Source organism: Streptomyces sp. DSM 116795, from assembly GCF_055792905.1.
In genome coordinates this window covers 5,364,009-5,390,683 of record NZ_CM147707.1, presented here as the reverse complement: position 1 = coordinate 5,390,683, position 26,675 = coordinate 5,364,009, and the positions used below count along the sequence as shown (strand labels likewise).

Genomic DNA, 26,675 nt, shown 5'->3' with positions numbered 1-26,675 from the left:
CAGGGGTGGGCCGCGGCGGACTCGGCGAGGGATACCGCGGGTCAGCTCTGCTGAGCCGCGCCGTCACGCCGTACTGCCGGCGACGGCCGTGGGGGTGTCTGCCGCGCGGCGCTGTTCGCCCGGGTCGCTGGGGTCCTTCAGCCGGGTCGAGAGGACGGCGACCACGAGGTAGAGCGCGCCGAAGACGATCGCGACGCCGCCGCCCCCGATGAACGGGTAGCAGATCGTGACCAGGAACGGCCCGACGAACGCGGCCCCGCCCGCACCGAAGTTGAGCACGGCCAGCGAAGCCCCCTTGTCCTTGTGCTGCACCATGGACGGCATCAGGGCGGACAGCGGTACGAAGCCGGCGAGCAGCACGCCGTAGACGCAGCCCAGCACGATGGCGACGGTGAAACTCTCGCTGGCCAGCGAGACGAAGTACCACAGCGGCGTGGCGATAGCGCAGCCGAGACAGCCGAAGAAGGTGACGGTGCGGCGCCAGCCGAAGTAGTCGCCGAAGACGCCGAAGAAGAGGTTGGCCGCGATGTTCGCGCCGTAGGTGATCGCGGTCAGGGTGGAGAGCTGGGCGATGCTGAGGAAGCCGTCCGCGTCGCCGGCCGTGCCGAAGGTGAACGGGAACATCGCGAAGAAGCCGTACTGCGGTGCGGTGTTGACGATGCGCACCAGCCCGCCCGCGAGAGTGCGCTTGTCGCGCCACAGGATGTCCACGCCCTCCATCAGCCTGCGGTAGCTCCGGGGCTCGGCCACCGACGAGTCGGCGATCGGGAGCAGCCCCTGGGGTTCCCGTACGGCGAAGGAGCCGATGGCGCCGCCGACGGCGACCAGGACGAGGGACAGCACCAGGGTGTCCCGCAGGCTCATGCCCAGTGGCCCGATGGCCAGCGCGGCGACGCCGGCGCCGAGGGTGGGGAGGCCGCCGGTGAAGGCGAACCAGAACCAGCCGGCGACCGATCCCCGCATCCGCTGCGGGCTGGTCGTCTGGGCCCACACCAGGAACGCGAACGCGAACAGCGGGTAGGCGAAGCCGCGTATCCCGTAGACCAGCGCGATGAACGGCAGGCTCTGGCTGGGGATGGCGAAGAAGAGGAAGACGATCTCAAAGCCGACCCACCATGCCGCGCCCAGCCACATCACCCGGCGCGGGCCCCAGATCGCGGACAGCGTGCCGGAGAACCAGGACGCGACCATCACGGCGATGCCGTACGCGGTCACCGTGGCGAAGGACGCCTGGCCGCCGGCGAGGCCGCCGCCGCCGGGCTGCTGCAGATAGTCGGTGAGGTAACTGATCTCGACCCCGTCACCGATCATGTAGATGAAGACGCCGACGAACCCCCACACGAGCGGCCGGGGGATGCCGATGCGTTCGATCCCGCGCGGTACGTAGTCGGGTGCGTCGGGCGCGGGCGCGCCTCCCGGCCCGGCCGGGCCGTGGGGCGCTTGTGAGGTGGTGGTGCCGCGGCCTGTGCCGAGCGCCGCCTGTGATGTCTCCGGCTCGTTCATGGGTCTCCCCTGTGCGGGTGCGGTCCCTGTGGCGGATGTGGTCCTTGCCGGACCAGCAGGCCGGGGAGCCAGTGCCCCTCACGGCACTGGGCGCCCTGGCGCAGTTCGCTGTGTGCGGCGCCCGCGAACGGATCGCGGTCTGCCTTCACCGGACGCACCGTAGAGCGTGTTTTTTTCACACGCAATACGTTAAGAGCGATCGATCTCCGCGACGTGCACCCGCACCGCCTCCCGGAGCTCCGCCAGCGTCTCCGGGGCCGCGCCGTCGTCGACCACCAGGTCGTCGTAGCCGGAGAGCGGAGCCAGCTGGTGCAGCGCGGTCCGCGTCAGCTTCCCCGAGTCCATCAGCAGCACCCGCTTCGAGGCCGAGGCCAGCATCGCCCGCTTGACCTGGACGATCTCCTGCTCCTGGTGGAACGTCATGGCCGTGCTCATCGCCGAGGTGCTCACGAACGCGACGTCGACGTGGACCCTGGCGATCGCCTCGGTGCAGGACAGCCCGTTGAAGGAGTCGTGGGTGCGGGAGTACTCGCCGCCGAGGGCGATCAGCCGCATGTCCGTGACGCCGCACAACTCGTCGATGGCCCGCCGGTAGTTGGTCACCACGGTCAGGGGCGTGAACGGCTCCAGCAGCCGGGCGAGCTGCAGCGCGGTGGTGGAGTCGTCCAGCAGGAGGGACGTGCCGGGCTCGACGAGCCCGGTGGCGCACCGGGCGATCGCCCGCTTCTGCTCCAGCCTGGCGCCGAGCCGGTATTCCACGTCGCTCTCGAAGACCGTGGAGGGCTGCGCGGAGACGCCGCCCCGGAACTTGCGCAGCAGGCCGCGCCTGGCCAGGTCGTCCACATCCCGGTGCACGGTCATCACACTGACGCCGGTCAGTTCCGCCAGTTCGTTCGCCGTCGCGGAGCCGTTTTCCGCCACGTACTCGGCGATCGTCTGCTGGCGGGACTCCTGTGGCCGTGCCGCACGGCGTCGAGAACTCATGGGCACAGTCTGCCGACCGAGGGCGCGCGGTGGGGCCGCCGGGCCCGCTCGGCGACCGGGATCGACGCCCGGGGGGTCGCCAAGTAACATCCTGGATGTTAATTTCACGTTCGGGACGGGACCTCTCGTCCCGAACAAGCCCCACCAGCGGAGAGGTGCCCCCATGCAGGACGGTCGGCTGCAGGCGGTGGTGTTCGACCTGGACGGAGTCCTCGTCGAGAGCGAACACCTGTGGGAGGAGAACTGGACCCGTTACGCGGAAGCCCACCACACCCCCTGGACGCCCGAGGACACCCGTTCCGTACAGGGCATGAGCGCCCCCGAGTGGGCCGCCTGCCTCTGGCGGCTGACCGGGCGGCCCGACGGCGGTCCCGAAGGCACCGAGCGGAGCGTCGTGGACGGGATGGTCGCGGACTTCGAGAGCGGACGCGTGGACCTGCTGCCCGGCGCCGAACGGCTCGTCACCGCCGTCGCCGCACGTGTCCCCATCGCACTGGCCTCGTCCGCGCCCCGCCGGCTGATCGACGCGGTCCTGCACGGACACGGGCTCGCCGGAAGCTTCTCCGCCACCGTCTCCAGCGCGGAGGTCGACCGCGGCAAGCCGCACCCGGACGTCTACGCCGAAGCCGCCGGCCGTCTCGGATTCCCCGGCGCGGACTGCGCGGCCGTGGAGGACTCGGGCAACGGCATACGCGCGGCCCACGCCGCTGGGATGACCGTGATCGCCCTGCCCAACCCCACGTATCCCCCGCCGTCCGACGCGCTCGCCCTAGCGACCGGCCGCGCGGCGGACCTCGACGACGTCGGCCGGCAGCTGGACCGGCTGCTGACCCCCGCCCGCGATGCGGAGAGGACGCTCTGATGCGGCCACTCGGTGAAGCCTCGACCTTCAAGTCCGACTGGATACGCGGGCTGGTCACCGCCCGCGGCCATACGGTCCGGGCCGTGCCCGGCGCGTACGGCGTGATGAGCCGCAGCGCACCCGAGCCGGGCCGGGTCGGGGTCGTCATCGGCGGCGGCTGCGGTCACTACCCCGCCTTCGCCGGGCTGGTCGGACCCGGGCTGGCCGACGCGGCCGCCATCGGCGACGTCTTCACCAGCCCCAGCGCCGAACAGGTCTACCGGACCGCGCGCGCCGTGGACGGCGGTGCGGGTGTGCTGTTCTCGTTCGGCAACTACGCGGGCGACGTCATGCACTTCGGGCTGGCGGCCAGCCGGCTGGCCGCCGAGGGCACCGACTCGCGCACCGTGCTCGTCACCGACGACGTGGCGAGCGGCCGGCCGGACCGGCCCGAGGAGCGGCGCGGAGTGGCCGGCGGCTTCTTCGTGTTCAAGACCGCCGCGGCGGCCGCGCACCGCGGGGACCCGCTGGAGCAGGTCGAGGCCCTCGCCCGGCACGCCAACGCCCGTACGCGCACCTACGGCGCCGCCTTCGCCGGCTGCACGCTGCCCGGCCACGACGAGCCGCTGTTCACCGTCGAGCCCGGTGCCATGGAGCTGGGGCTGGGCATCCACGGTGAGGCGGGCGCCGAGACCGTACCGTCGCTCGCGCCCGCCGATCTCGCCGACGTGCTGGTCGACCGCGTGCTCGACGAACTGCCGCCGGGACGCAGGGTCGCCGTCCTGCTCAACGGGCTGGGCCGCACCACCCCCGAGGACTTGTTCATCTGCTATGCCCGCGTCCACGACCGGCTCACCGCCGCCGGACGTATCCCGTACCGGCCCGAGGTCGGCGACTTCGTCACCTCCCTCGACATGGCAGGCATCTCGCTGTCCGTGACCGTCCTCGACGACGAACTCACCGCGCTCTACGACGCCCCGTGCGAGACGCCGGGCTTCACCCGGGTCGCCGGGCGGCCGCCCGGCGACCACGACGGGGAGGGCGAGGTGGAGGGCGACGCGTTGGGCGCCGTGGACGGGTCTGCCGCCGCGGGCGTTCCCTCGCCCCCGGTGCCCCCGGACGGACCGGACGGTCCGCCGCGCGGTGCCGCCGCCGAGCTGCTCGCCGCCGCTCTGGCCGTCGTGCGGGAACACGAGGAGGAGCTCGGCCGGCTCGACGCGGTGTGCGGTGACGGCGACCACGGCCAGGGAATGGTCCGGGGGCTGCGCGCCGCGCTCGTCGCGGCTCAGGCCGAGGCGGCGGATCCGGACGCTGCCGCGGGCCGCGGCGCGGACACGGACGCGGACGCGGACACGGGCGTGGACGCGGACGCGGCGCGCGTCGGCCGCCACCTGCTGCGCGCCGGCACAGCGCTTTCCGACGCAGCCGGAGGCGCCTCCGGCGCGCTGTACGGACTGCTGCTCACCGAGATCGGCGCCGGCCTCGGCCGGTCCGCCGACGGGCCGGTCACCCTGGACGCCGTCGCCGTCTCGGTCGACTCCGCCTTCGAAGCCGTACGCGCACTCGGCGGCGCGGAGGTCGGTGAGAAGACGCTGCTCGACGCCCTCGATCCGTTCCGCGCAAGCCTTCTCGCGCAGCGCGGCAGCAGCACCCCGCTGGCCGAGGCGTGGGCCGCCGCCGCGCACGAGGCCGACCGCGGCGCGCAGGCCACCGCGGATCTCGTCGCGCGCCGCGGCAGGGCAGCCCGGCTCGGCCCGCGCGGCCGTGGCCACCCGGACGCCGGGGCCACCTCGCTGGCCCTCATGCTCGGCGCCGCCGCCCAGGTCCTGGCCCGGCGGGCCGGTGCCGACGTACACGCACACCACGTGGAGGAACGTTGAAGATCGCCGTAGCGGCCGACGACGCCGGCCTTGAGCTGAAGAACATCCTGAGCCGGGTGCTCGCCGACGATCCGCGGGTCACCGAGGTCCACGACCACGGCGTGCACGTCCCGGACGACGACCGTCCGTACCCCCCGCTGGGGATCGCCGCCGCCGAGGCCGTGGCCCGCGGCGAGGCCGACCGTGCGCTGCTGGTCTGCGGCACCGGCATCGGCATGTGCGTCAGCGCGAACAAGGTGCCCGGCATACGGGCCACCGTGGCCCACGACGCCTACTCCGTGGAACGCTCGGTGGAGTCCAACAACTGCCAGGTCCTCGCCATGGGCGCCCGTGTCATCGGGCCCGAACTGGCCAAACGCGTGGTCGGCGAATGGCTCGGCCACACCTTCGACCCGGACTCCCCCAGCGCCGCCAAGGTCGCCCGCATCAGCGCGTACGAGCAGAGCTGACCGGGCGTCACGTACCGACGAGCACCGAAAGACCGAGCCGCGAAACACCGAGCTCCGAGGAGCGATCATGCGCGTACTTGCCGCGGGCGACCACTTCGTCTCCCCCGGGCTGCTGGAGACATGCCTGAGGGACGAGGCCGGCGACTCCGCCGGTCTGGACGTACGCCACCTGACCCTGCCCTGGCCCGTCGAACCGTTCGGGCCGGTCGGGGGCGTACGGGAAGCCAGCGGAGACGAGGAGACGCTGATCAAGGCCCTCGACGGCGTGGAGGTCTGTCTCACGCAGATGGCACCTTTCACCGACACCGTCTTCGCCGCCGCACCCGACCTCCGGCTGGTCTCGGTCTGCCGGGGCGGCCCCGTGAACGTCGACCTGGCCGCGGCCACCCGGGCCGGCGTGGCCGTCAGCTACGCCCCGGGGAGGAACGCGAGCGCCGCCGCCGAGTACGCCGTCGGCATGATCCTCGCCGCGATGCGGCACATCCCCCATGCCAACTCGGAGCTGCACAGCGGCCGTTGGCGTGGTGACCTCTACGCCTACGACAAGGCCGGTCTGGAACTGTCCGGTACCACCGTCGGACTCGTCGGCTACGGCGCGATCGGCCGCATCGTCGCCCGGGTCCTGCAGGCCTTCGGCGCCCGCGTCCTGGTCAGCGACCCGTACGCCGACGGCGAGGCCCTGGCGGAGGACGGCGTGACACTCGTGGACCTGGACGAACTGCTGCGCGCCAGCCCTGTCGTCAGCCTGCACGCCCGGCTCACCCCCGAGACCCGGCATCTCATCGACGCACGCCGGCTCGCGCTCCTCCCGCACGGCGCCGTCCTGGTCAACACCGCCAGGGGGGAACTGCTCGACCACGAGCCGCTCGCGGCCGCGCTCGCCGACGGCCGGCTGCGGGCCGTCGCACTCGATGTGTACGACGTCGAGCCGCCCCCGGCAGACTGGGCGCTGCGCGGTGTGCCGGGCGTCGTCGCCACCCCGCATCTGGCCGGCGCCACCCGGCAGACGGCCGAACGGGCCGCGCGCATCGTGGCAGGCGAGGCGGCACGGCACTTGCGCGGCGTGCCGCCCGCACACCTGGCGAACCCAGAGGTGACCGGAGGCGGCGCATGATCATCGGTGTCGACATCGGGACGACGCTCACGAAGGCCGCCGTCTTCGACGACGACGGGCACTCCGTCGTCGAGGCCGACGCGCCCTCCCGTCTCAACCACCCCGCCCCCAAGCACGTGGAACAGGACCTGGAGGAGGTCCTCGAGACCGTCACCTCCGTCGTCCGCCGGGTCGCCGCCGAGCACGGGGGCGCCGTCGACGCCGTGGCACTCACCGGTCAGGGCGACGGCCTGTGGCTGCGCGACGCCGAGGGCTCTGCCGTACGCCCGCCGCTGTCCTGGCTCGACGGCCGCGCGAACGATCTCGTGGAGCGCTGGTGGGAGGACGGCACCGCCGCCGAGGTGCACAGGCTGACGGGACAGGCCGTCTTCCCCGGCTGCCCGGCTCCGCTGCTGGCCACGCTGCGCGAGGAGGAGCCGGAGTCGCTGGAGAGGGCGGCCGTCGCCGGATACTGCGTCGACGCCGTCGCCCAGCGGCTCACCGGGGAGATCACCGTCGACGCCTCCGACGCATCGATGCCCTTCCTGGACGTACGGACCGGGCTGTACGACGACGACGCGATCGCCGCCTGCGGGCTGCAGGACCTGCGGCGGCTGCTCGCGGACCCGGCACCGCCCGGCCGGCTGCTGTCCCTCGACGCCCGTGGAGCGGCGCTGCTGGACCTGCCGGTGGGGACGCCCGTGACCGCCGGCCCCTTCGACCTGCCGGCAAGCCTCTTCGGCAGCGGCCTGACCGAGCCCGGGGACGGCCTGCTGACCGTCGGCACCACGCTCGCCTGCCAAGTCCTCACCGACAGCCCGGCGATCGGTGCCTCCGCGCCGGAGCAGGAGCCCGCCGGCATGTGGCTGTGCACCGCGGACCCCGCACTGTGGTCACGGGGGATGCCTGCGATGGTCGGTACCGCCAGCATCGACTGGCTGCTGCGGCTGCTGAATCTGAGCACCGACGACGTCGCGGGGCTGCTGCGGCAGAGCCCACCGGGAGCGCGCGGGGTCTCGGCGCTGCCGTTCCTCGCCGAGTCCGGCGAACGCGCCCCGTTCGTCGCGCCCCGCGCCCGCGGCCAGTTGACCGGCGTCACCTTCACCACCGAAAGCGCGGACGTGGTCCGCGCGGTGTGCGAATCGGTCGCCTACGCCGCCCGGCACTGCCTCGAAGCCGCGGGACTCGACGGGCGGCTGGCCATCTGCGGCGGCGGCAGCAGGTCCGACGAATGGACCCAGGTCTTCGCCGACGCCCTGGGCCGGCCCGTCCTGCCACCCTCGGACCACGCGGTCGGCGCCCGCGGCGCGGCCGCCGTGGCGGCCCGGGCGCTGGGCAGGCCGGTCGACACCACGAGCTGGCTGGTCGAGGACCACGCGGTCCTGCCGCGCAGCGAGCACCGCGCATGCTTCGAGGACGGCTACGAGCGCTACCTGGCCCATCTGGAGAGCGCACGCGAACTGTGGTGACGGGTACGGGTCGGCGGCACCGCACCGCGGGCCCGTGCGCGCGATGATTCGATACGGCCTGTGCAGCAGCATGGGTTTCGCCGATCGACTTCATGTCGATCTCCAAGCCGCAAGGACGTTGTGGCTTGCTGCGATAGCGGTTGTTTGTCCACGGGTGACGTCCCTGCTTTGCTCAACTCACCCCACACGATGGTTGGTCGACGAAGGGTGAGGATGGACTTCGCAGAGAGAGTGCAGCGCGCGATTCGACTGACCGAGGAACTGAACGCGCTTCGGTATGCCGATCAAGAGGCAATCCGCGAAGGATGGAGCGAGCTCACTGGCCAGACCGTCGATGAGACGTTCCATCTCATCCCACCGGTCTACTCCGACCATGGGGTCAACATTCGGATCGGCCGCAACGTCTTCGTGAACCAGAACTGCCGCTTCAACGACATCGGCGGGATCGGCATCGGTGATGACGTCATGATCGGCCCGAGCGTCAGCTTGCTCACCTCAGGCCATCCCCTCGCCCCGGAACAGCGACGCACTGGCATCACGTCAGCGCCGATCCGCATCGGCCGAAACGTGTGGGTCGGGGCCTCCGCCCTGATCATGCAGGGCGTGACCGTCGGGGCAGACGCCGTCGTTGCCGCCGGTGCGGTCGTTACCCGGGACGTGCCCGGGCGAACGCTGGTGGCTGGCGTGCCGGCCACTGTGATCAAGAAAATCGATTGATGAGCGCGTCGACACGCACGGAGCACAACGGACAACCACCCGGGTCGTCGGCTCCGACCACCGTCAACAACGTCTTTCCCTCATACATCTAGTGGGCAGCGGTCCCCAGCAGTTCAGGCAGGTCTCGCATGTCGTTGAACACGACGGTGCCTGGTCCTTCCAGCCGCGACGCCGGGGTGAGGCCGCCGCAGCATCCGAAGGCCCGCATGCCGGCGGCCCGGGCTGCCTGCACCCGTATGCGCTGTCCTCGATCACCGCGCACTGCTCGGGTTGTACCCCCATGGAGCGTGCAGCGTGCTGGGAGAGGTCGGGTGCAGGCTTGCCCCGACGGACGTCGGTCGCGCTGAAGATGCGGTTCTCGAAGTGGTCCATCAGATCGGCGATCTCCAGGCTTCGTCTGATACCGACATGATCACCGTTCGATGCGACGCAGACGTCGGCCTGTCGTTGCGAACGCGGGCGCCTGCGCGGGCGGTTGAGCCCGGGGGGTGTTCTGAAACGGGGCTCTGTAGGCGGTAGTTGCTGTCCGGAGCGTGCTGCGGGACCGCAGCCCGCCCCGGACAGGGGTCGTCAGAGCTGCCGGTAGTAGACCGCGGTCGGAAGTTGAGTGCACCCGAGGCGCTCATAGAGGCCTCTCGCCGGCGCGTGGAAGGGGTCACCGCCGGTGCCGATTTGGACCACCTGAGCGCCGATGCTTCTCATCTCGCCGAAGGCGTGCTCACACAGTGCGGTTCCTACGTGGTCTCGGCGGTAGTCGGTTGCGACGGCGAGGATCGTGACGCTGGCGCTTGTGTTCACCAGGTCGACACTCCACGCCACGTACCCGGCAATGACGCTGCTGATTTCGGCTACCGCGACGTACTTGTGCTGTTCAGGGTCGTGGAGTTCGGCGACCTGCTTGCGGTAGTCGTCGCGCCAACTGCCGTGCTGATTGGCGAAGATGACCTCGCCCAGGAGGGGGAGGAAGGATTCCTCGTAGAACGGCCGGAAGGTCTCGATGGTCAGCTCGGTGAGCCGGGCCTGGTCGTGCTGAACGAACGATCGAATGAGCATTGGGGTGCCTCTCGGGCTGAGGGGAATCGGGCATCAACTGGCCCACCCACGGCCTGCATTGCGGCGGCGGGCCGACCCTCAGCGGCGAGTACGCCAGGCGGCGAAACACTCCATGCCCGCGATGCTAGTGCCGTGACCGGAAAAGGTCACCGGAGTGGTGTGACGGCCGGGCGGCCGCAGCGGTGGTGTCGCGCAGGTCAACGAATGTCGCGCCATTGCCTGTCAGTTCCCTGGTCTACGGTCGCCCACATGGCCGAGCCCTCTTTTCTGACCGCCGTCCGCGAGTCGTACGACACGGTTGCCGTCGACTACGTCGAACGCGTCCCGCCTCCAGCCGAGTTGGATCCGCTGTCACGCGCGATGCTGGCGGGGTTCGCCGAACTCGTGCGGACGGCCGGTCCGGGGCCGGTCGCGGACCTGGGATGCGGCCCCGGCCGCGTGACGGCGCACCTGGCCGGGATGGGGGTGTCCGCCTTCGGCGTCGATGTGTCACCGAAGATGATCGGGCTGGCCCGCCACGCCTATCCGAACCTGCGGTTCACCGAGGGCTCAATGACCTCGCTGGATATGGGGGATGACGAGCTCGGCGGCATCCTGGCCTGGTACTCCACCCACCACACGCCCCCGCAGTGGCTGCCGGCGGTGTTCGCCGAGTTCCACCGCACGCTCGCGCCCGGCGGCTACCTGCTCTGGGGAGACTATGCCGGCGATGAACGGCTGCGTTCGGCCCAGGGCTATGGCCGTCCGGTGTCCTACGAGTCGTACCTTCTGCCGCTGGACCGCATCGTCGGCCTGCTGGAGCAGGCCGGGCTCGTCGTCACCGCGAGACTGGAGCAGGAGCCCAGCGGACGGGCGAGGAGACCGCACGCCTGCCTCCTGGCCCGCAAGCCCGAAAGGCCCTGACGGGGCTTGTTCCTGCGGCGAGGCCGCTCGTGCCGGAACGCAGACGATCACGGGCCGAGCGGGTCAGGGCACTGGGGTGGACGCGGTTGAGCCCAGATTCGTGAACTGCTCAAGCAGTGGCCGGACATGCCGGCGACGGTGATCCCTAGGCGGATCGGCTGAGACCGCGGCCTGACGGTGCCTTGTCAGTGGACTCTGCCGCCCCGTGTCCCGTGCCGATCGATGCCGCGCCCGGCGAACAGTCGCCTCACCTGCCAGGGCCCTACCACCAGAAAGAAGATCCCCAAGCTCAAGACCGCGATACCCGCGACGCTCTCCCAGAGAACTGCCTGGCCGTCGTCCTTGACGGCGACGGTCTCGGTCGCCCGCACCGCGACGGCCTTGCCCTCGTCCACGTCCTCGGCGAGCTCGATCTCCCCGGTGCCGTGCGCGCCACCGGCCATTCTCCAAGTGCCCGAACAGCGGTACGAGCCCTTGCTGCTCGAGGGTGGGATGCAGTTCTGCACTTGCGCCGTGGTCTTTTCCGCGGTGAGGTACGTCCCGGCGATCCCGTTCAGGCTATATAGCGCGTAGACGGTGAGGAACAGCCCTAGCATCACGTTGCCTACGATCAGGGCCCACTTGGTGACCGCCCTGCGCTGCTGGTTCATTGCCGCATCCTCGTCCCCCCGGGTTCTGATAATCACAGCGTGCTTACCAAAGAGCAGACAATAACCCCCAGTTCGCGCGACCTGAACCTCAGGGGTCACCCAGGGGTGCAGTGGTCGAACCCCTCGGGGCTGTAGCCCGCTTGCCGACGCGAAGCGCTGTTCGCCAGCAACAAGCCTGTACGGGACCGCGGTCGGCGAGGATCGCTCCGTTCTGCCCCGCCACAGCGGGCCGTACGGGCATTGCCCGGCACCGGCCGCCGGAGCGGTCGAACAACGGGTCTGGCCGCTCCGAACTCCCCCAAGAAGTCCGGCCGTTCGTAGAACTCGCGCTGCACGACGGAGTGGTGGCCGGGTGTTCGTCAGCAGGGCCACCGCCGTGGGTGCGCTGCTGACGTACGCCTACCTCGCTCAGCAATCGCTGTCGCGGTGGCCTGGGTAATGCTGCCGCTTGCCCTTGGCGCCGTGGCGCTGGCCCGCAGCATGCACCTGAACGAGAACGTCTCCGAACCGCGCTCGGTCGGGATGGGCACGGCCCGCTGACGGCGGTCGGACCCGCGCCGCCTCGGCCCGTCAGTCGTCAAATGCCGTCCCTGCAGGGCCATTTGGGGGCATCTCGCGCCCCCCGATCGATTACGTTGATCTCGGCCTGGCCTCAACCCGCATGGGCTGTGCGCCGGTCATCAGGCATCAGTCCGAGAAATGTCAGTCCAAGAAAAGGAAGATCCGCCATTCCCACCAAGACGCTGCAGATTTCCACCCCCGACGGTAAGGCCGACGCCTTCGCCGCCTTCCCCGACCAGGGCGAGCGGCTCCCGGGGGTGCTGCTGTACACGGACGCCTTCGGTCTGCGTCCCGAACTGGAGGAGCGGGCCCGTCAGCTGGCCGCGCACGGGTACTACGTGCTCGTCCCCAACCTCTACTACCGGCACGGCCCGGCACCGGTGACCGAACTTCCCGAGCACATCGGAGAGGACGTCCGTGGCGCGCTCATCGGCGAGTTGATGCCCTTGATCGAGGCGCACACCACCGAACGCATCCTTCGCGACGCCGACGCCTACCTCGCATTCCTCACCGCTCAGCCCGAGACCGGCGCCGGACCGGCCGCCGTGATCGGCTACTGCATCGGCGCCGCCCTGGCGATGCGCACCGCGACGGCCCACCCGGGCCAGGTGGCCGCCATGGCGGGATTCCACCCCGGATTCGTGGTCACCGACGCGCCCGACAGCCCGCACCGCCTCGTGCCCGAGCTCACCGCCGAGGTCCATCTCGGCCTCGCCGAAGGCGACTTGTCACCCGAGGCCATCAACGAGCTCAACCAGGCCCTGGATGCCGCAGGTGTCGGCTACACCACCGAGATCTACCCGGACACGATCCACGGCTTCACCATGTCCGACACCGACGCCTTCAGCCCGTCCGCACTGCAGCGCCACTGGGACCGCCTCCTCCCCCTCCTCGACCGCACCCTGGCAGGCACCTGAGGGCCTCGGGGCGGCACTCCGGGGAGACCGAATCAGTCCCCCCTCTGGCGCCAGGTGCGGCGCATGGCGAGCAGTTCGGCGACGGCCTCCAGCCAGCGGGCGGCGGCCTCGTCTTCGTCGAGTCCGCTCGCCACGTCGGCGGCGGACTCCAGCCAGGAGCGCACCGTCGCCGCCGCGTCCTCACCCGGTACGGGCTCGGGCAGACCGGCCGCGTAGCGGACACCGCCGCTGCGGACGACCTTGGCGAGGAAGGCCACGGCGCGCGGCTGGATACCTTGCCGGTCGAGGAGTACGGCGGCGCCCACGGCTCCGTCGCCGAAGAGCGCGGTTCGGTGCGGCCCGGGGAAGGACAGGCCGTACCGCAGCATCGCCGGGAGGTCGGACCGGGCGAGTTCGTCGTCGGTACGTCCCGGGGGCGGCATCTGCGGATTCACGGCTGCGTCACCGTCACGGTGTAGGTGTGGACGGTGGCCCGGTACTTCTTGCCGGGTGCCGGGCTACCGCTGGGAACGGGCGATGGAGTGACCGGGCCGCCCTTGCTGCCGCCGCCCGCGCAGGCGCCGCGGGGGCACTGGATGAGGCGGATCTTCGTGGTGCCCTCGCCGACGGCCTTGAATTTGAAGACGTCCGTGCCGCTGCTGCCGCCCGCCTCGTCGTCGTCATCGCCGTCCACCTGCTCGTCCTTGCCGAGGCGGTCGACGACCGCGGCGTCAGGCTTCGGGGACGTGAGATGCCACCACTCCCCCATCGCGGTCTCGACGGGCACGGACAGCGTGAACTCCTCGCCCTTCTCCACTTCTACGTTCTTCTCACCCAGCTCGTAGGTGTCCGGACCGGTGACGCCGCAGCCGGTGAGCGCACCGATCAGCAGGACGGAACCGGCAAGCCGGACAGGGGTGTTGCGCATGACTGTCACTGCTCGCTTCCTCAGTCGGCCGGCACGTGGACGGAGTAGGCGTCGGGCATGCGGGAGTCGGAGGCCTTGCCCAGGTGGCCGTTGACGAAGTCGTCCTCACTGACCCAGGTCGTCTGGCCCCACGGGTTGTAGATCTGGAGCATGTCGCCCTCCTGGCCGATCACCATCATCTGGTGCCTGGGGCTGTCCGGGTTGTCTCCCTCGACCTGGACCGGGACGGGCTTCCCCTCGGCGACGGCCTTCTCGACGTCGGGCAACACGTCACGGCGGTCGTCGGCACTGCCGAGTTCGTGGTGCTTGTACTCACTGCCCGTGTGCGGACTGATCTCCTTGTCGGCGATCTCCACCTGACCGTCGGTGTCCATGCCGGCCGGGGTGTCGGACCACCAGTGCTCGTAACTCCCGTCGCCCTCCTCGTGCATGCGCATCTGCTCGTCGGTGAGGCGCTCACGGAAGGCGTCGGGGTCGTTCTCCTGACCTGAGGGCCCGCCGGTCAGCTCCAGCGCGTAGACGGGGTCGACCATGGCGCGTGCGGTCACGGTGGAGGAAGGTACGCAGGTGTTGCCGTCCTGGGACCATCTCTCGTCACCGAACTGCTGATAGTCGGTGTTGGTGTTCGAGCCGTCCGCGTTGAGTCCCTCGTCCTTCTTGCTGTCGGCGGCCGTGGTCACCGGCGTGAGGTGCTGCTGGAGCCACTCGGGGTCCTTGCCGTGGATCTTGTCGCGGAACTCGCCGACCTCGTTGACGCTGTAGCCGGACGCCAGGGCCTTCACCAAGTAGGCCCGTTCCTGCGGGGTATTGGCGTCCGCGAGCATCCGCTCGTAGCGGGCCCGGTCCTGGTCGCTCATCTTCTCCAGGCGGCGGCCGGAGCGTTCGAGGTCGTTGGCGGAGAGCAGTTCGTTCTGCTCCTGCGGGCCGCCGTGCACGGAGATGTCGGCAAGTACGAGACGGTCGGCCGCGGAGATCTCGTCGGTCTTCATCTGGCCGGCGCGAGCCTCCGACGCGTACTTGTTCAGCTCGCGTGCGGCCGCCCTGGCCGCGTCGTCCGCCTGAACCGCCGCGCTGTGCAGGTAGTTCGCTCCGGTGCCGGCGGTGTCCTGGGCCCGTCTGCGCTCCGCCTCCTCGGCGTCCTTCTCGACCATTCCGTCGAAGAATCCGTCCTCGCCGCCGAGCATGCCGCGGGCCTTACGCAGCTGCTCGCGCCCCTGCTCGTCCCTCGACTGGGCCGAAGTGATCGCGTCGGACAGGTCGTTGAGAGCCCCGGACGCCTTGCGGAACGCCTCAGCCATCTGTTCCGCCGAGCGTCCGGCCGCGGCGACCACTTCGGAGGCCTTGGCGCCCGTGCTGCCCACCCACACGGAAGGCAGACCGGACTTGGCGACCTTCTCGACACGGTGCTGCACTTCTGCGGCGTCGTCGGCCTGGCCCTTGTAGCGCTTGGCGATGCCGTCGATCGTGCCCGGCGAGCCCACGGGCGGGGAGACGCCGAGGAGCTTGTCGATGGCGTCGATGACTCCGTTCTTGCTGTCCGCCTGGGCGAGGGCGCGTATGTGTTCGGCGATCTTCTCTCGCCTGTCGGTGGTGGATTCGCCTTGATTGGACATGACTTGGGCCCCCGTTGTCGTCGGTGTCGGGAGGTGGACGGAAGCGGACAGCGGTACGCGCGCCGCGCGTCAGTCGAAGTCGGCGAGGCTGCGCGGAGGCTCGCCAGGAGCGGGTTGAGTACCGACTGCCGGACCGCCGACTGCGGCGGGGCGTGCGCCCGGCGTGGGGCCCCCTGCCAGGCCCTCGCCGGCGCTCGCTGAGTGCAGACCGCGCACCGCGTCGCCGTCGGCGCCCTCGTAACTCCGTTTGGAGACACGGACCTTGTCCGCGAGCTCGTGCAGCGCCGCTTCCAATGTCTTCGCCTCGGCCTGCCAGGCGGCGGCGAACCCGTCGTAAGCGGGGCCGGAGTCGGAGCCGCCGAGCACATCGGCCGAATAGCACATCTGGGTGTCCACGGCCTTGGCTATGCCGCCGACGTCGTCGCCCGCGCGGTCGAGCTTCCCGGCCTCTCCCGCCATGCCGCTCTGCTGGACCTCGTAACCGCCCGACGCACCACCGGACATGGCTGTCGCCCTCCCCCGTCGACCACCGGGAGACCACCCAGCGGCCCCCCACTTGTTCGACCAAGCATCATAGTTCATCAAATGCCGTGCTCAGAAGGGTATTTCGACGGCAACTTGCAGCGTGCACCGGGTTCAACCGGCCGCCCCGTGCCCGGACTACCGCAGGGCATACGATCGGCTCAGGGCCGCCGCACTGCCACCGAGGGCGTCCCTGGCCATGATCGAGGCAGCGGCAGAGGACTACCGAAATGACAGGCAACCGGATTGACTTGAGCGCCGCGCGGTGGCGTAAGAGCACTTACAGCAACGGCGACGGGGGAAGCTGCGTCGAAGTCGCCGACGGCCTCACCGGCGTCGTCCCCGTACGCGACAGCAAGGACCCCGATGGGGCTGCCGTCCTCTTCGGTGCACATGCCTGGTCGGCCTTCATCGACCTCGTGACGAACGGCAGTTAAGGCACCGAGGGGGCGGGGCTATCCCTCTGAGCTAGCCGATCTCGTCCGGAGTGCTGGCAGTGGTTGATCGGTCCCTTCTTCCTCGCCACTCTTCAATGAACGCAAGACTCGCGCGTGTATATGGATGCTCAGCGCCCAGAGTTCGTTCGCGGCGCGCAGCGATATCCACCTCCAACTCAATTGCTGGAGTCACCTCACCTAGGGCATGGAGAGTCTGGGCGTGCAGAGATTGAGCCGCCAACGTGATCGAATGGTCGGGCCCGAAGCAACGTACGTAGTCCTCGGCCACCACACGCGCCTCGTCCCTGGCCGCCTCGTAACGGCTCAACACAGAAAGGGCGACACCATAGTTGAACCGTGCGTGCAGAGTCACAGCGTGTTCCGGCCCGAGGTACGAAGCGCACCTCTCTGGAAGCGCCACCTCCGCCCCGTCGATCTCGTCGGCTAGCTCCGAGACAGGCAGACAGTTCAGCAGGTTGGATTGGGCGCGAAGAGTGAGCGGATGGCCGGGGCCGAGGAGTTGCCCTCGACCCTCCACCGCGCGTCGGAGCAGGGCAAGCCCTTCAGAGCCCTGATCAAGCAGTTGCAGAACCATGTTGAGGCCATGGCAGCTGCTAAGAGTGTCTACGTCCGTAGCCCCGAAGAGCCTTTCCCGGACGACGAGCACACGACGATGGACCGCAGCCGACTCCTCGAACCGTCCAAGGCGCAGCAGCGCTCGGCCAACACGCTCTTGTGCCGTCAACACCAGCCTGTGTTCCTGTCCAAGCGTCGGCTCCGCCAACGGGCCTGCGGCGGAGGCCAGTTCCAGCGCGGCCAGGTAATCGCCGTCACGGTGCAGCGTGATGGCCAGGCGAATGGCGACGTCCAGTGCCTCCGTCACGGTCGGCTCATCCTCCGTCTGCCGCAGCAGGGCGAGGACGTGGGGCGCCAGGAGGCGCAGTCGCACATCGTTCTGTCCGGGCTCGGGAACTGCGGGCACAACGGCGTTCAGTAGCTTTGCGGCCGTTGCACGGACATCCGGGAGCTGCTGAATCGAGGTCCCGGCGGCGACGCTCGCGAGCAGTACGCCGTGCGACTGGATGCAGCGGACACCGACGTCGACCAGAGCAGTGAGGGAATGGTCCAGCAGCCCCCGCAGCGCGGCTTCGGCCCGCTCAGGCGGCAGCACGGCAGCCAGATCTGGACCATTGAGCAAGGACAGGGGCAAGGGGTCGGACCCATAGCAGGCGAGGAGTTGGAGGAGTGCCGTCGACTCCTGGAAACCCTGTGCCGCAAGTGCGTCCAGGGATAACTGCCAGGTGCGACTGACCAGTTGCCGGGAGTCCTCGTCGGGGAGACGTGCGGCCCCCCGGTCGATGAGGCCCACCTGTTCGCGTCCGTCGAGCCGTGAACCGTACTGCGTCATCGTCCATGGATCGATCACCTGGTGGGAGAGGAATCCGCCCGCGAGGGTGAGCGCCAGCGGCAACCGCCCTAGTTTCTCGGCGATTTCGGCGGCCTCGTCAGCCGTGCCCGCTTCCGGTGCCAGGTCGCACAGCACTTGTGCCGCGGCCTCGTGCGGCAGCACGCCGACGTGATGCAACTCGGCGTAAGGCCACCAGTGCGGCGCGGACTGACGGGTGCTGACCAGGACGGTGCCACCTGGACTCGTACGCAGCCAACCATCCTGCAGAATGGCGGGGTCGTCGGCGTTGTCGAGCACGAGAAGCCAGGGCTGGTCGGATCGATCGAGCCGTTCCCAGACCAGATCGGCCGCCGCCCGTAACCCGCTGCGCGCCGCTTGCAGTTCGCCGTCCGAGGCACCTCGGTCCGCGGCGACGGCGAGCATTCCGCCACGAAGCGTGGCCTTGTCGGAAGCGTTCACCCATAAGCCGACGCGGTCGCCGCCGGTCGTGGCGTACTGGAACAGCGTATACGCGACGGCGGTCTTGCCACAGCCTCCCATCCCGTGAAGGACGTAGACCTGGTCGCGGGTGTCCGCGTCGATCGCTCCGCGTAACCGGTCCATCAGCTCTTCGCGGTCCCGTAGGGCCACCGGAGGACGGCCGAAGGCCGGCTGGCGTACCGAGTCGGGGCTGAAGCCCGAAGCCGCAACGGGTTCATGGTGGTGGTGCTCAGTGATGTGCTGGTCGCCAGACGCCTGGTAGACGCGGCCCCGACCATCCGCGCGGCCGTCCATGGCGCCGCTCATCCCTCGCCGCCTCGCTCTTCGATTCGCTGGTCGCGTCCGGCCTGATAAACCCTGGCGTTGCCAGAGGCGGCGGCATGTTGCGTAACCACCGGAGCAACCGCATCACTTGTGTCGATCTCCCTAAGAAGCGCTCGGAGCTCTTCGGCGGCATCAGGCCGGGCTACCAGCAGGCGCCGGATACGGCCCTGCCACTCCGCCTGTAGTTCCTGCCGGGTGTCCGGATCTCCGTCCGGTTCGGCGGCCAACAACTCCTCGCGAGTGGCTTCGAGTTCACCAGCGACCATGTCGGTACGCTCAGGGTGCGCGCGCCGCCAGAGCGAGGTGACGGCGTCGCGAGTACGCTCCCATGCGTCTGTCGCCATCAGGGTGACGACGGTGGTCCCTGCGGTGCCTGCCAGTGCCGTGATCTCCGGATCCACAGAATCCCCCGACAGTTGCTCCGTGCGCTGACCTCCCTACCCTACGAGGACGCGCGCGCCTGGTCGTCCTTCATCAGCCAGGTGAAGACCGGGAGTTGACGCGCAGGCGCCGTGTTGGCGCCAGGGCCGACGCCTGTGCTCGTGGAGTGCCGGGAGTGAACGGCCGGGTGCCCGGCCCTCGTCAGCGGAGAGCCGGGCACCCGGAGCAATCGGCCAGTCGGCCAGTCGCTCAGTGGGTCAGTGGGTCAGTCGGTCAGTCGGTCAGTCGGTCAGCCCTTGGGGTTCCTGTGCCACTTGCCGTACTTGCAGGTGTTCGACCCCCAGTCGTCCTGGCACACGACGACACGGCCATGGGTGATGTTGAAGTCGTCGCTGAACTTGGGCCCCTTGCGCGTCTGTCCCTTGCCCTTGCAGAGGCTGTCGCTGTTCCAGTACTCGGTTTCCCCGTCGACGGTCTGCCCGGTGGCGCGCTTGAACTGCATCCAGGCGTAGGCGCTGTGACCGTTGCAGTCCTGGTCGTTGACATACACGGTCATCGTGCCGGTCGAGCCCGGGCCCGCCCACTTCCAAGTGGCGTGCGCGTACGCGTACTTGGCGTTGGCCTTGGAGGACGCCTTGACGCCGCGGGCGTCCTGGCCGGAAGAGCCGTCCTGGGCACCCGCCGTCGCCATACCACCCGTCGCGAGCAGCGCGGCAGCGCCGATTCCCACGATGGCCTTCTTTGCCACCAACATGATTCTCCCCGTTTCTGCACCGAGCTGGTTCGGGTCGGTGCACCCTCGTTGACTCATCCAGAATTGCTGAGACATACGGGGCGGAGACAGGTGTTTCGGGCGCACACGAAACTGCAGGGTCGAGCGAGGTGCTCCTGAACGTGGGCCGAGACCCGGCGGCCTGGAGCGCTCAGTGCGGCGTACGGGCCTGCGTGAGCAGCCGGTGAACGTCGTCCTTGGCGATCCGCAGGGACCGGCCGACCGCCGCGAGCGCTTCGCGCTCCCCGGGGCAGTACGGCCCGTCCGCCAGGGCGATGCGCGCACCGTGCAGCAGCAGGGACTCGCGGCCCGCGGTGGCCAGGTGCGGTGCGAGCGGGGCCAGGGCCTCGTGGAGTTCGATCTCCGCGGAGACGCTGTCCGCCGTGGAGTCGCGCTCGGCGGAGAGCGCGGCCAGCAGCGTCAGCAGCTGGTCCTCCGTACAGGCGGTGTAGCCGGCGCTGCGCACGGTGTGCACGGCGGCCTCCCGGGCGGCGCGGCTCTCGCAGCCGCCGGCGGTCAGCACGGTGAGCGCGATGGCGTGCACGGCGTCGCGCAGCAGCAGGGAGAGGCGCTGGGTGGTGGGGTGGTCGAGGGTCTCGGTGCCGAAGTGGCCGTGGCAGGCGGCGCATTCGAGGACCGGTGCGACCTCGCCGCGCGCGAGCAGCGGCACGCCCAGCAGTACGAGACGGCGCCTGCCGATGCGCCGGCGGTAGCTGCGGTCGCCGCCGCAGGCGGGGCAGAAGAAGTCCCCGTCGTCCACGGTGTGCCAGCTGGTGCGTACACCTGCCAGGCGCCCGCCTGGACGCTGTTCCCGCTGCTCACGGGAGTGTCTTGCGCCCTCCACGCCCTACCTCCGTCATGGTTCGGCCACGCTGCCGTGAGCGTGATGTTAACCACAGCGGAAGTGCGCCGTCAGCACCTCGTTCCGGACGATTCGCGGCCGTTCCCCCTCGCGGCACGGCGCGTACCGGGAGGGGGAACGGCCGCGGGCCTCACCCGGAAGTGGGTGAGGCCCGCGGAACGCTGCGGTGACGCCGCCGGGGACGGCGGGGAGGACGGGAGGGCGGCCTGGCCGACCGCCGCCCGCGCGCCCGTACACGCGACCCGTGCAGCCGTCCCGTACACGCACTACGAACGCCGTCGGCCCGCGGCGCAACGCCCTCAGCGCGCGGCGCGGTTGACCGCCGAGACGACGGCCTTGATCGACGCGCGCACGATGTTGGCGTCGATGCCGACGCCCCACAGCACCTTGCCGTCGATCGCGCACTCGATGTACGCGGCGGCCTGGGCACCCGCGCCCTCGCTCATGGTGTGCTCGACGTAGTCGAGAAGCCGCACGTCGACGTCGACGGTCTGCAGGGCGTCGAAGAAGGCGGCCAGCGGGCCGTTGCCGGTGCCCTCCAGCACGACGTCCTCGCCGTCGACGGTGGCCTCCACGGTGACCTCGTCCTGCCCGTCCACCGTGGTCGTGGTCTGCCCGGCACGCAGCGCGATGCGGCCCCAGGCGTTGTCGGGGGTGGGCAGGTATTCGTGCTGGAAGATCGCCCAGATGTCGGCGGGGGTGACTTCGCCGCCCTCGCTGTCCGTGCGCTCCTGGATGATCTTCGAGAACTCGACCTGCATCCGGCGGGGCAGGTCGAGGCTGTGCCCGTCCTTCAGTACGTAGGCGATGCCGCCCTTGCCGGACTGGGAGTTGACGCGGATGACGGCCTCGTACGAACGCCCCACGTCCTTGGGGTCGATGGGCAGATACGGCACGGCCCATTCCAGCTCGTCGACGCTCTTGCCCTCCCGCTCGGCGCGTACCTCCATAGCTTCGAAGCCCTTCTTGATGGCGTCCTGGTGGGAGCCGGAGAAGGAGGTGTAGACGAGGTCGCCGACGTAGGGGTGCCGGGAGTGGACGTCCATCTGGTTGCAGTACTCGGCGGTGCGCTTGACCTCGTCGATCTGCGAGAAGTCGATCTGCGGGTCGACTCCCTGGCTGAAGAGGTTCATGCCGAGGGTGACCAGGTCGACGTTGCCGGTGCGCTCACCCTGCCCGAACAGGCAGCCCTCGATGCGGTCCGCGCCCGCCATGATCGCCAGTTCGGCGGCGGCCACGGCGGTGCCGCGGTCGTTGTGCGGGTGCACGGACAGACATACGTGCTCGCGCCGCGTCAGGTTGCGGGACATCCACTCGAAGCGGTCGGCATGCGTCGAGGGTGTCGAACGCTCCACCGTGGCGGGCAGGTTGAGGATGATCTCGCGGCCCTCGCCGGGCTGCCACACGTCCATGACGCTCTCGCAGACCTCCAGGGCGAAGTCCAGCTCGGTGTCGGTGAAGATCTCCGGGCTGTACTGGTAGCCGAAGGCGGTGCGGTCGTCGAGCAGCTTCTCCGCGTACTCGGTCACCAAACGGGTGCCGTCCACCGCGATCTGCCGGACCTGCTCGCGGGTCCCGCGGAAGACGACCTCGCGGAAGACGGGGGCGGTGGCGTTGTAGAGGTGGACCGTCGCGTGGCGGGCGCCTTTCAGGGACTCCACGGTGCGCTCGATCAGTTCCTCGCGGGCCTGGGTGAGGACGGAGATCGTCACGTCCTCGGGGATCGCGTCCTCCTCGATGATGGAGCGCACGAAGTCGAAGTCGGTCTGACCGGATGCGGGGAATCCGACCTCGATCTCCTTGTAGCCCATCGACACCAGCAGATCGAACATCGCGCGCTTGCGGGCGGGCGACATGGGGTCGATCAGCGCCTGATTGCCGTCGCGCAGATCGGTGGAGAGCCAGCGGGGGGCCTCGGTGATGCGGTTGCCGGGCCAGGTGCGGTCGGGGATGTCGACGGCCTCGTACGGGCCGTACTTGTGAACCGGCATCCCGGACGGCTTCTGCCGTACGGTCGCGGCCGTGATGGGCGTGGGTGCGCCGAAGGTATTCGAGCTGGACGACACAGTCATGATGCGTGGGCTCCTGATCGCGGAGATCGCTCCGCGCGAGTGGGCTTCAAGGGCCGACGGTGGCAGCACCGGTCTCCGCGGGGAGGGGGTCGGCCTTACGACTACAGACCCTCGCCGCGGCAGCTAAGAAGAAGCAGCCCGAAACGCATGATTGGCGAGTCTAACGGAGACCGCGGAGATACCCGAGCCCGTATCACCATGCGGGACTGTGCATCGCTTCACACCGCACGGGCGCCGGTTCACACCGTACGGCGTCCGGTTCACGCCGCACCGGCGGGCGACCCCAGGTCCAAGTCACGGACAGTGCACGCGAGTTGAGGGCTTCTGTTCCCTTCGTGCCGCTTTTTCACGCCAATTCCCGCAGCAGGGAGTGACAGGCGAATGACCCTGTGCCACGTTCCTTGTATGAACGCACACCCAGCGCACACGCCACGAGCACGTTCCGTGAACGCCGTCTTCTGCACCATCGTCCCCCCGCATCTCCTGGACCACCTCTCCCGTTCCGGCGATCCCACGCTGTACGAACCGGCCCGCCGCACCCTGGAGCGCGACGCGCTGCAACGCACTCGCCGCCGCATCACCACCGTCCGTATGACGGCCGGCACGGGCGCGGGCCGCGCCGTCGACGAAGCGGCGGAGAAGAAGCCGCGGCGCACCGTCTTCAACGCGGGGAACAGTGAGCGACTGCCGGGCGAGAAGGTGCGGTCCGAGGGCGAGGAGCCCGTGGAGGACGCCAGCGTGAACCGCGCGTACGCGGGCCTCGGCGCGACGTTCGACCTCTATCTCGGCGTCTTCTCCCGCTATTCGATCGACGACGCGGGCATGCCGCTGGACGCGACCGTCCACTACGGCCGCGACTACGGCAACGCCTTCTGGGACGGCGAGCGCATGGTCTTCGGCGACGGCGACGGCGAGGTCTTCCGCGACTTCACACTGCCCGTGGACGTCATCGGCCACGAACTGACCCACGGCGTCACGCAGTACACCGCGAACCTCGCCTACTTCGGCCAGTCCGGGGCGCTCAACGAGTCGCTCTCCGACGTCTTCGGCTCCCTCATCAAGCAGTACGGGCTGAGCCAGACCGCGGACGCCGCGGACTGGCTCATCGGCGACACCCTCTTCACCGACCGGGTCGAAGGCACCGCCCTGCGCTCGATGAAGGCTCCCGGCACCGCGTACGACGACGACGTCCTCGGCAAGGACCCGCAGCCGGCGACCATGGAGGACTACGTGCACACCGGCTCCGACAACGGCGGCGTGCACATCAACTCGGGCATCCCCAACCACGCGTTCTACCGGCTGGCGACGGAGCTGGGCGGTCACGCCTGGGAGCGGGCCGGGCAGATCTGGTACGACACGCTCACCTCCGGCAGCCTCGCGCCGGACGCGGACTTCGCCGCCTTCGCGGGCGCCACGGTGACCGCGGCGACGGGCCGCTACGGGGAGGGCAGTGCGGAGCGTGAAGCGGTGCTCAAGTCGTGGTCGCTGGTGGGCGTTTCGCCGCGTGACGCGGAAGAGCCCGCGGCGCAAGAGGCATAGCCGGGGCAAGGGCGCAGGAGTCGAGCGAGGATGGACGCATGCGTATCACCGTCACCCGCACCGGCGGCTTCGGCGGCCTCACCCGCCGGGCCACCCTCCGTACGGACGGCAGGCCGGACGCCGCCGAGCTCGCCGCCCTAGCGCGCAGCGCGCTGGCCGAGGGCCGGGCAGGGCCGTCCACGGGGGTGCCGGACGGCTTCCACTACGAGATCGAGACGGACGACGGCACGGCGTACTGCGCCGACCCCCGCCTCACCGAGGCCCAGTCGGCGCTGATCGGAAGGGTGCTCAGGGAAGGCGGCACCGACCGCGGGTGAGCGGCCTGAGGGACGTGAGACCGGACGCCGCCCTGGACTCGTACGGGACTCCTCCGGCACGCGTCCTAGAAGCCCAGCCTGCGCAGCGCCTTGGGGTCGCGCTGCCAGTCCTTGGCGACCTTCACGTGCAGATCCAGATAGACGGGCGTGCCCAGCAGGGCCTCGATGTGGCGGCGTGAGGTCGTGCCGACGTCCTTCAGGCGCTTGCCCTTCGGGCCGATGACGATGCCCTTCTGGCTGGGGCGCTCGATGAAGATGTTGGCGTGGACGTCGAGCAGCGGCCGGTCGGCCGGGCGGTCCTCGCGCGGCAGCATCTCCTCGACGACGACGGCGATGGAGTGCGGCAGCTCGTCCCGTACGCCCTCCAGCGCGGCCTCACGGATGAGCTCGGCGACCATGACCTGCTCGGGCTCGTCCGTCAGATCGCCGTCCGGGTAGAGCGGCGGGCCCTCGGGGAGCATCGGGGCCAGCAGGTCGGCCAGCAGGGACACCTGCCGGCCTTCGGTGGCGGAGACGGGCACGATCTCGGCCCATTCGATCCCGCACTCCTTGCCGAGTCTGTCGACGGCGATCAGCTGCTCGGCGAGGGCCCGCGACTCGACCAGATCGGACTTGGTGACCACCGCCACCTTCGGGGTGCGCTTCAGCCCGGCCAGTTCGTTCGCGATGAAGCGGTCGCCGGGGCCCGTCCGCTCGTCGGCGGGCAGGCAGAAGCCGATGACGTCGACCTCGGCCCACGTCGTGCGTACGACGTCGTTGAGCCGCTCCCCCAGCAGCGTGCGCGGCTTGTGCAGACCAGGGGTGTCGACCAGGACGAGCTGCGCCTCAGGGCGGTGAACGATGCCGCGGACGGTGTGCCTGGTCGTCTGCGGGCGATTGGAGGTGATCGCGACCTTCGTACCGACCAGGGCGTTGGTCAGGGTCGACTTGCCCGCGTTGGGGCGGCCGACGAAGCATGCGAAACCGGAGCGGTGCGGTGCCTCGGCGTCGTCGGCTGCGGCAGAAGCTGGGGAGGGCGCATCCATGGCGACCATTGTCCCCGATCGGGTGAGTGCCCCCGACCGTGGTGCGGGCCGGAAGCCCGCGGGGTGACCGGGAGAAGGCGGCCGCAGCCGGACCTCCGACGGCGGCTCGGCCGGACCGCGACGCTCAGCGGCACGGGCCCTCAGCCGGACGTGCCGCTCAGCGGGCCGCCACCGTCGCGCGCAGTTCGCCGTCCGGGCCGGCCAGCAGCACCGTGGTCGGCTGCCCGGACAGGTCGTGCACGGCCGAGAGGTCCGCAGCCGGAATCAGCTCCGCCTCCGTGACGACCGCCGCGGCCTCCAGCGACTCGGCGCCGGAGGCGACCGCCATCGCCACCGCGGTCTGCAGGGCGGTGAGGCGCAGTGAGGCCAGGTCCACGGAACCCGCCACATACGTACGGCCCGTCTCGTCCCGTACGGCCGCGCCCTCCGGAACGCCGTTGCGGGCGCGGGTGCTTCGGGCCAGCGTGAGGAGCTTCCGGTCCTCGGGGTCCAGTGCCTGATCGCTGCGGTCACTCATACGACCGAGCATATGCCGCCCCCGCCGTGGCCCTCCCGGGGGTGCCACCGGGGACGGGACCGGAGGGGGTGCGCCCCCGAGGTGGTGCTCCGGGAGGGGGCGCTCAGGGACGGTCGAGCAGGAGCCGTTCGCGGCGCGGCAGCCCGGCGACCACGAGATCGTAGGAGTCCTCGATCATGTCCCGGACCATGCGCTCCGGAAGTGAGCCGTCGAGCGTGACGGTGTTCCAGTGCCGCTTGTTCAAGTGGTAGCCGGGCGCGATGGCCGGATGGGCGTCGCGCAGCTGGGCGGCCAGCTCCGGTTCGCACTTCAGGCTCACCTGCAGCGGGCTTTCGTCGAGTGCGCAGATGGCGAAGATCTTCCCGCCGACCTTGAAGACCGACACCTCTGGGGAGAACGGGAAGTCCTCGGTCGCCCCGTTCAGGTCGAGGCAGTACGTCCGCAGCTCGTCCGGAGTCATGGGTTCAGGGTCCCCCTTC

General features: G+C 70.1%; 27 protein-coding genes and 2 pseudogenes. 12 read left to right on the top strand and 17 right to left on the bottom strand.

Annotated elements, in window-relative coordinates:
* Positions 1-63: 63 nt before the first annotated feature.
* A complete protein-coding gene (locus ACSMXX_RS23220) occupies positions 64-1,503 on the bottom strand; it encodes an MFS transporter (RefSeq protein WP_473180624.1) in 1,440 nt (479 codons plus the stop codon).
* A gap of 189 nt (positions 1,504-1,692) precedes the next feature.
* Positions 1,693-2,487 (bottom strand): DeoR/GlpR family DNA-binding transcription regulator, encoded by a 795-nt coding sequence (locus tag ACSMXX_RS23215; RefSeq protein ID WP_473180623.1) that lies wholly within the window; start codon positions 2,485-2,487, stop codon positions 1,693-1,695.
* Positions 2,488-2,650: 163 nt separating this feature from the next.
* On the opposite strand from ACSMXX_RS23215, the gene ACSMXX_RS23210 reads away from it, so the two are divergent.
* The 6 genes from ACSMXX_RS23210 (at position 2,651) to ACSMXX_RS23185 (ending at position 8,936) form a co-directional block, all read left to right on the top strand.
* Positions 2,651-3,349 carry an HAD family hydrolase gene (locus ACSMXX_RS23210; protein ID WP_473180622.1) on the top strand — a complete coding sequence of 233 codons (699 nt, stop codon included), beginning with the start codon at positions 2,651-2,653 and terminating at the stop codon, positions 3,347-3,349.
* Positions 3,349-5,208: a dihydroxyacetone kinase subunit DhaK gene (locus ACSMXX_RS23205; protein WP_473180621.1), complete on the top strand. Its 1,860-nt coding sequence runs from the start codon at positions 3,349-3,351 to the stop codon at positions 5,206-5,208. The genes ACSMXX_RS23210 and ACSMXX_RS23205 overlap by 1 nt, the downstream gene beginning before the upstream one ends.
* Positions 5,205-5,657, top strand: a complete 453-nt coding sequence (locus ACSMXX_RS23200) for a ribose-5-phosphate isomerase (protein ID WP_473180620.1) — start codon at positions 5,205-5,207, stop codon at positions 5,655-5,657. Before ACSMXX_RS23205 ends, ACSMXX_RS23200 begins: the two co-directional genes overlap by 4 nt.
* A gap of 67 nt (positions 5,658-5,724) precedes the next feature.
* On the top strand, positions 5,725-6,771 hold the full coding sequence (locus tag ACSMXX_RS23195) for a 2-hydroxyacid dehydrogenase (protein ID WP_473180619.1): 1,047 nt from the start codon (positions 5,725-5,727) through the stop codon (positions 6,769-6,771).
* Positions 6,768-8,219: an FGGY family carbohydrate kinase gene (locus tag ACSMXX_RS23190; protein ID WP_473180618.1), complete on the top strand. Its 1,452-nt coding sequence runs from the start codon at positions 6,768-6,770 to the stop codon at positions 8,217-8,219. Before ACSMXX_RS23195 ends, ACSMXX_RS23190 begins: the two co-directional genes overlap by 4 nt.
* Before the next feature lie 213 nt (positions 8,220-8,432).
* Entirely contained in the window at positions 8,433-8,936 is a 504-nt protein-coding gene (locus tag ACSMXX_RS23185; protein WP_473180617.1) for a DapH/DapD/GlmU-related protein, read from the top strand.
* Positions 8,937-9,024: 88 nt separating this feature from the next.
* On the opposite strand, the pseudogene ACSMXX_RS23180 reads toward ACSMXX_RS23185, so the two are convergent.
* Both ACSMXX_RS23180 and ACSMXX_RS23175 read right to left on the bottom strand, forming a co-directional pair.
* Positions 9,025-9,368: pseudogene (locus ACSMXX_RS23180) on the bottom strand (HAD-IA family hydrolase); the annotation flags it as partial.
* A 138-nt stretch (positions 9,369-9,506) separates the two neighbouring features.
* Positions 9,507-9,989: a GNAT family N-acetyltransferase gene (locus ACSMXX_RS23175; RefSeq protein ID WP_473180616.1), complete on the bottom strand. Its 483-nt coding sequence runs from the start codon at positions 9,987-9,989 to the stop codon at positions 9,507-9,509.
* Positions 9,990-10,238: 249 nt separating this feature from the next.
* Here ACSMXX_RS23175 and ACSMXX_RS23170 point away from each other — a divergent pair, with 249 nt between their 5' ends.
* Entirely contained in the window at positions 10,239-10,892 is a 654-nt protein-coding gene (locus ACSMXX_RS23170) for a class I SAM-dependent methyltransferase (protein WP_473180615.1), read from the top strand.
* 185 nt (positions 10,893-11,077) lie between these two features.
* Here ACSMXX_RS23170 and ACSMXX_RS23165 read toward each other — a convergent pair whose 3' ends face one another.
* Positions 11,078-11,542 carry a hypothetical protein gene (locus tag ACSMXX_RS23165; protein ID WP_473180614.1) on the bottom strand — a complete coding sequence of 155 codons (465 nt, stop codon included), beginning with the start codon at positions 11,540-11,542 and terminating at the stop codon, positions 11,078-11,080.
* Positions 11,543-12,270: 728 nt separating this feature from the next.
* Here ACSMXX_RS23165 and ACSMXX_RS23160 point away from each other — a divergent pair.
* Positions 12,271-13,020, top strand: coding sequence for a dienelactone hydrolase family protein (locus ACSMXX_RS23160; RefSeq protein WP_473184924.1), 750 nt, complete (start codon positions 12,271-12,273; stop codon positions 13,018-13,020).
* A 32-nt stretch (positions 13,021-13,052) separates the two neighbouring features.
* Here ACSMXX_RS23160 and ACSMXX_RS23155 read toward each other — a convergent pair whose 3' ends face one another.
* From ACSMXX_RS23155 to ACSMXX_RS23140, 4 genes are all read right to left on the bottom strand, one after another.
* A complete protein-coding gene (locus ACSMXX_RS23155) occupies positions 13,053-13,454 on the bottom strand; it encodes a hypothetical protein (RefSeq protein ID WP_473180613.1) in 402 nt (133 codons plus the stop codon).
* Positions 13,451-13,927, bottom strand: coding sequence for a protease inhibitor I42 family protein (locus ACSMXX_RS23150; RefSeq protein WP_473180612.1), 477 nt, complete (start codon positions 13,925-13,927; stop codon positions 13,451-13,453). Before ACSMXX_RS23150 ends, ACSMXX_RS23155 begins: the two co-directional genes overlap by 4 nt.
* 20 nt (positions 13,928-13,947) lie before the next feature.
* Positions 13,948-15,540 carry a peptidoglycan-binding protein gene (locus tag ACSMXX_RS23145; RefSeq protein WP_473180611.1) on the bottom strand — a complete coding sequence of 531 codons (1,593 nt, stop codon included), beginning with the start codon at positions 15,538-15,540 and terminating at the stop codon, positions 13,948-13,950.
* A gap of 69 nt (positions 15,541-15,609) precedes the next feature.
* Positions 15,610-16,044: a WXG100 family type VII secretion target gene (locus ACSMXX_RS23140; protein WP_473180610.1), complete on the bottom strand. Its 435-nt coding sequence runs from the start codon at positions 16,042-16,044 to the stop codon at positions 15,610-15,612.
* Positions 16,045-16,201: 157 nt separating this feature from the next.
* Between ACSMXX_RS23140 and ACSMXX_RS23135 the strand changes: the two are divergent.
* Both ACSMXX_RS23135 and ACSMXX_RS23130 read left to right on the top strand, forming a co-directional pair.
* Positions 16,202-16,312, top strand: a pseudogene (locus tag ACSMXX_RS23135) (XRE family transcriptional regulator); the annotation flags it as partial.
* Complete coding sequence (locus ACSMXX_RS23130; protein WP_473180609.1) at positions 16,293-16,499, top strand: DUF397 domain-containing protein; 207 nt, start codon at positions 16,293-16,295, stop codon at positions 16,497-16,499. The pseudogene ACSMXX_RS23135 and the gene ACSMXX_RS23130, both read left to right, overlap by 20 nt.
* Before the next feature lie 31 nt (positions 16,500-16,530).
* On the opposite strand, the gene ACSMXX_RS23125 is transcribed toward ACSMXX_RS23130, so the two are convergent.
* The 5 genes from ACSMXX_RS23125 to leuA form a co-directional block, all read right to left on the bottom strand.
* The gene (locus ACSMXX_RS23125) at positions 16,531-18,693 is read right to left on the bottom strand and encodes a tetratricopeptide repeat protein (protein WP_473180608.1); all 2,163 of its coding nucleotides are present in this window, start codon (positions 18,691-18,693) and stop codon (positions 16,531-16,533) included.
* Positions 18,690-19,112, bottom strand: a complete 423-nt coding sequence (locus ACSMXX_RS23120) for a hypothetical protein (protein ID WP_473180607.1) — start codon at positions 19,110-19,112, stop codon at positions 18,690-18,692. Before ACSMXX_RS23120 ends, ACSMXX_RS23125 begins: the two co-directional genes overlap by 4 nt.
* A gap of 269 nt (positions 19,113-19,381) precedes the next feature.
* Positions 19,382-19,840: a hypothetical protein gene (locus ACSMXX_RS23115; RefSeq protein WP_473180606.1), complete on the bottom strand. Its 459-nt coding sequence runs from the start codon at positions 19,838-19,840 to the stop codon at positions 19,382-19,384.
* A gap of 175 nt (positions 19,841-20,015) precedes the next feature.
* Positions 20,016-20,708, bottom strand: coding sequence for a TerB family tellurite resistance protein (locus ACSMXX_RS23110; RefSeq protein ID WP_473180605.1), 693 nt, complete (start codon positions 20,706-20,708; stop codon positions 20,016-20,018).
* Positions 20,709-21,025: 317 nt separating this feature from the next.
* Positions 21,026-22,798 (bottom strand): 2-isopropylmalate synthase, encoded by a 1,773-nt coding sequence (gene leuA, locus ACSMXX_RS23105; RefSeq protein WP_473180604.1) that lies wholly within the window; start codon positions 22,796-22,798, stop codon positions 21,026-21,028.
* 405 nt (positions 22,799-23,203) lie between these two features.
* On the opposite strand from leuA, the gene ACSMXX_RS23100 reads away from it, so the two are divergent.
* Both ACSMXX_RS23100 and ACSMXX_RS23095 read left to right on the top strand, forming a co-directional pair.
* A complete protein-coding gene (locus ACSMXX_RS23100; protein WP_473180603.1) occupies positions 23,204-24,337 on the top strand; it encodes a M4 family metallopeptidase in 1,134 nt (377 codons plus the stop codon).
* A 38-nt stretch (positions 24,338-24,375) separates the two neighbouring features.
* Positions 24,376-24,654: a protealysin inhibitor emfourin gene (locus ACSMXX_RS23095; protein WP_473180602.1), complete on the top strand. Its 279-nt coding sequence runs from the start codon at positions 24,376-24,378 to the stop codon at positions 24,652-24,654.
* 65 nt (positions 24,655-24,719) lie between these two features.
* Here the strand turns inward: ACSMXX_RS23095 and era are convergent, their stop codons facing one another.
* The 3 genes from era to ACSMXX_RS23080 all read right to left on the bottom strand — a co-directional run bounded on the left by era (position 24,720) and on the right by ACSMXX_RS23080 (position 26,656).
* Positions 24,720-25,688 (bottom strand): GTPase Era, encoded by a 969-nt coding sequence (era, locus tag ACSMXX_RS23090; RefSeq protein ID WP_473180601.1) that lies wholly within the window; start codon positions 25,686-25,688, stop codon positions 24,720-24,722.
* 148 nt (positions 25,689-25,836) lie between these two features.
* Positions 25,837-26,208 (bottom strand): cytidine deaminase, encoded by a 372-nt coding sequence (locus ACSMXX_RS23085; protein WP_473180600.1) that lies wholly within the window; start codon positions 26,206-26,208, stop codon positions 25,837-25,839.
* Positions 26,209-26,299: 91 nt separating this feature from the next.
* Positions 26,300-26,656, bottom strand: a complete 357-nt coding sequence (locus tag ACSMXX_RS23080; protein ID WP_473180599.1) for an MmcQ/YjbR family DNA-binding protein — start codon at positions 26,654-26,656, stop codon at positions 26,300-26,302.
* Between the last annotated feature and the right edge of the window lie 19 nt (positions 26,657-26,675).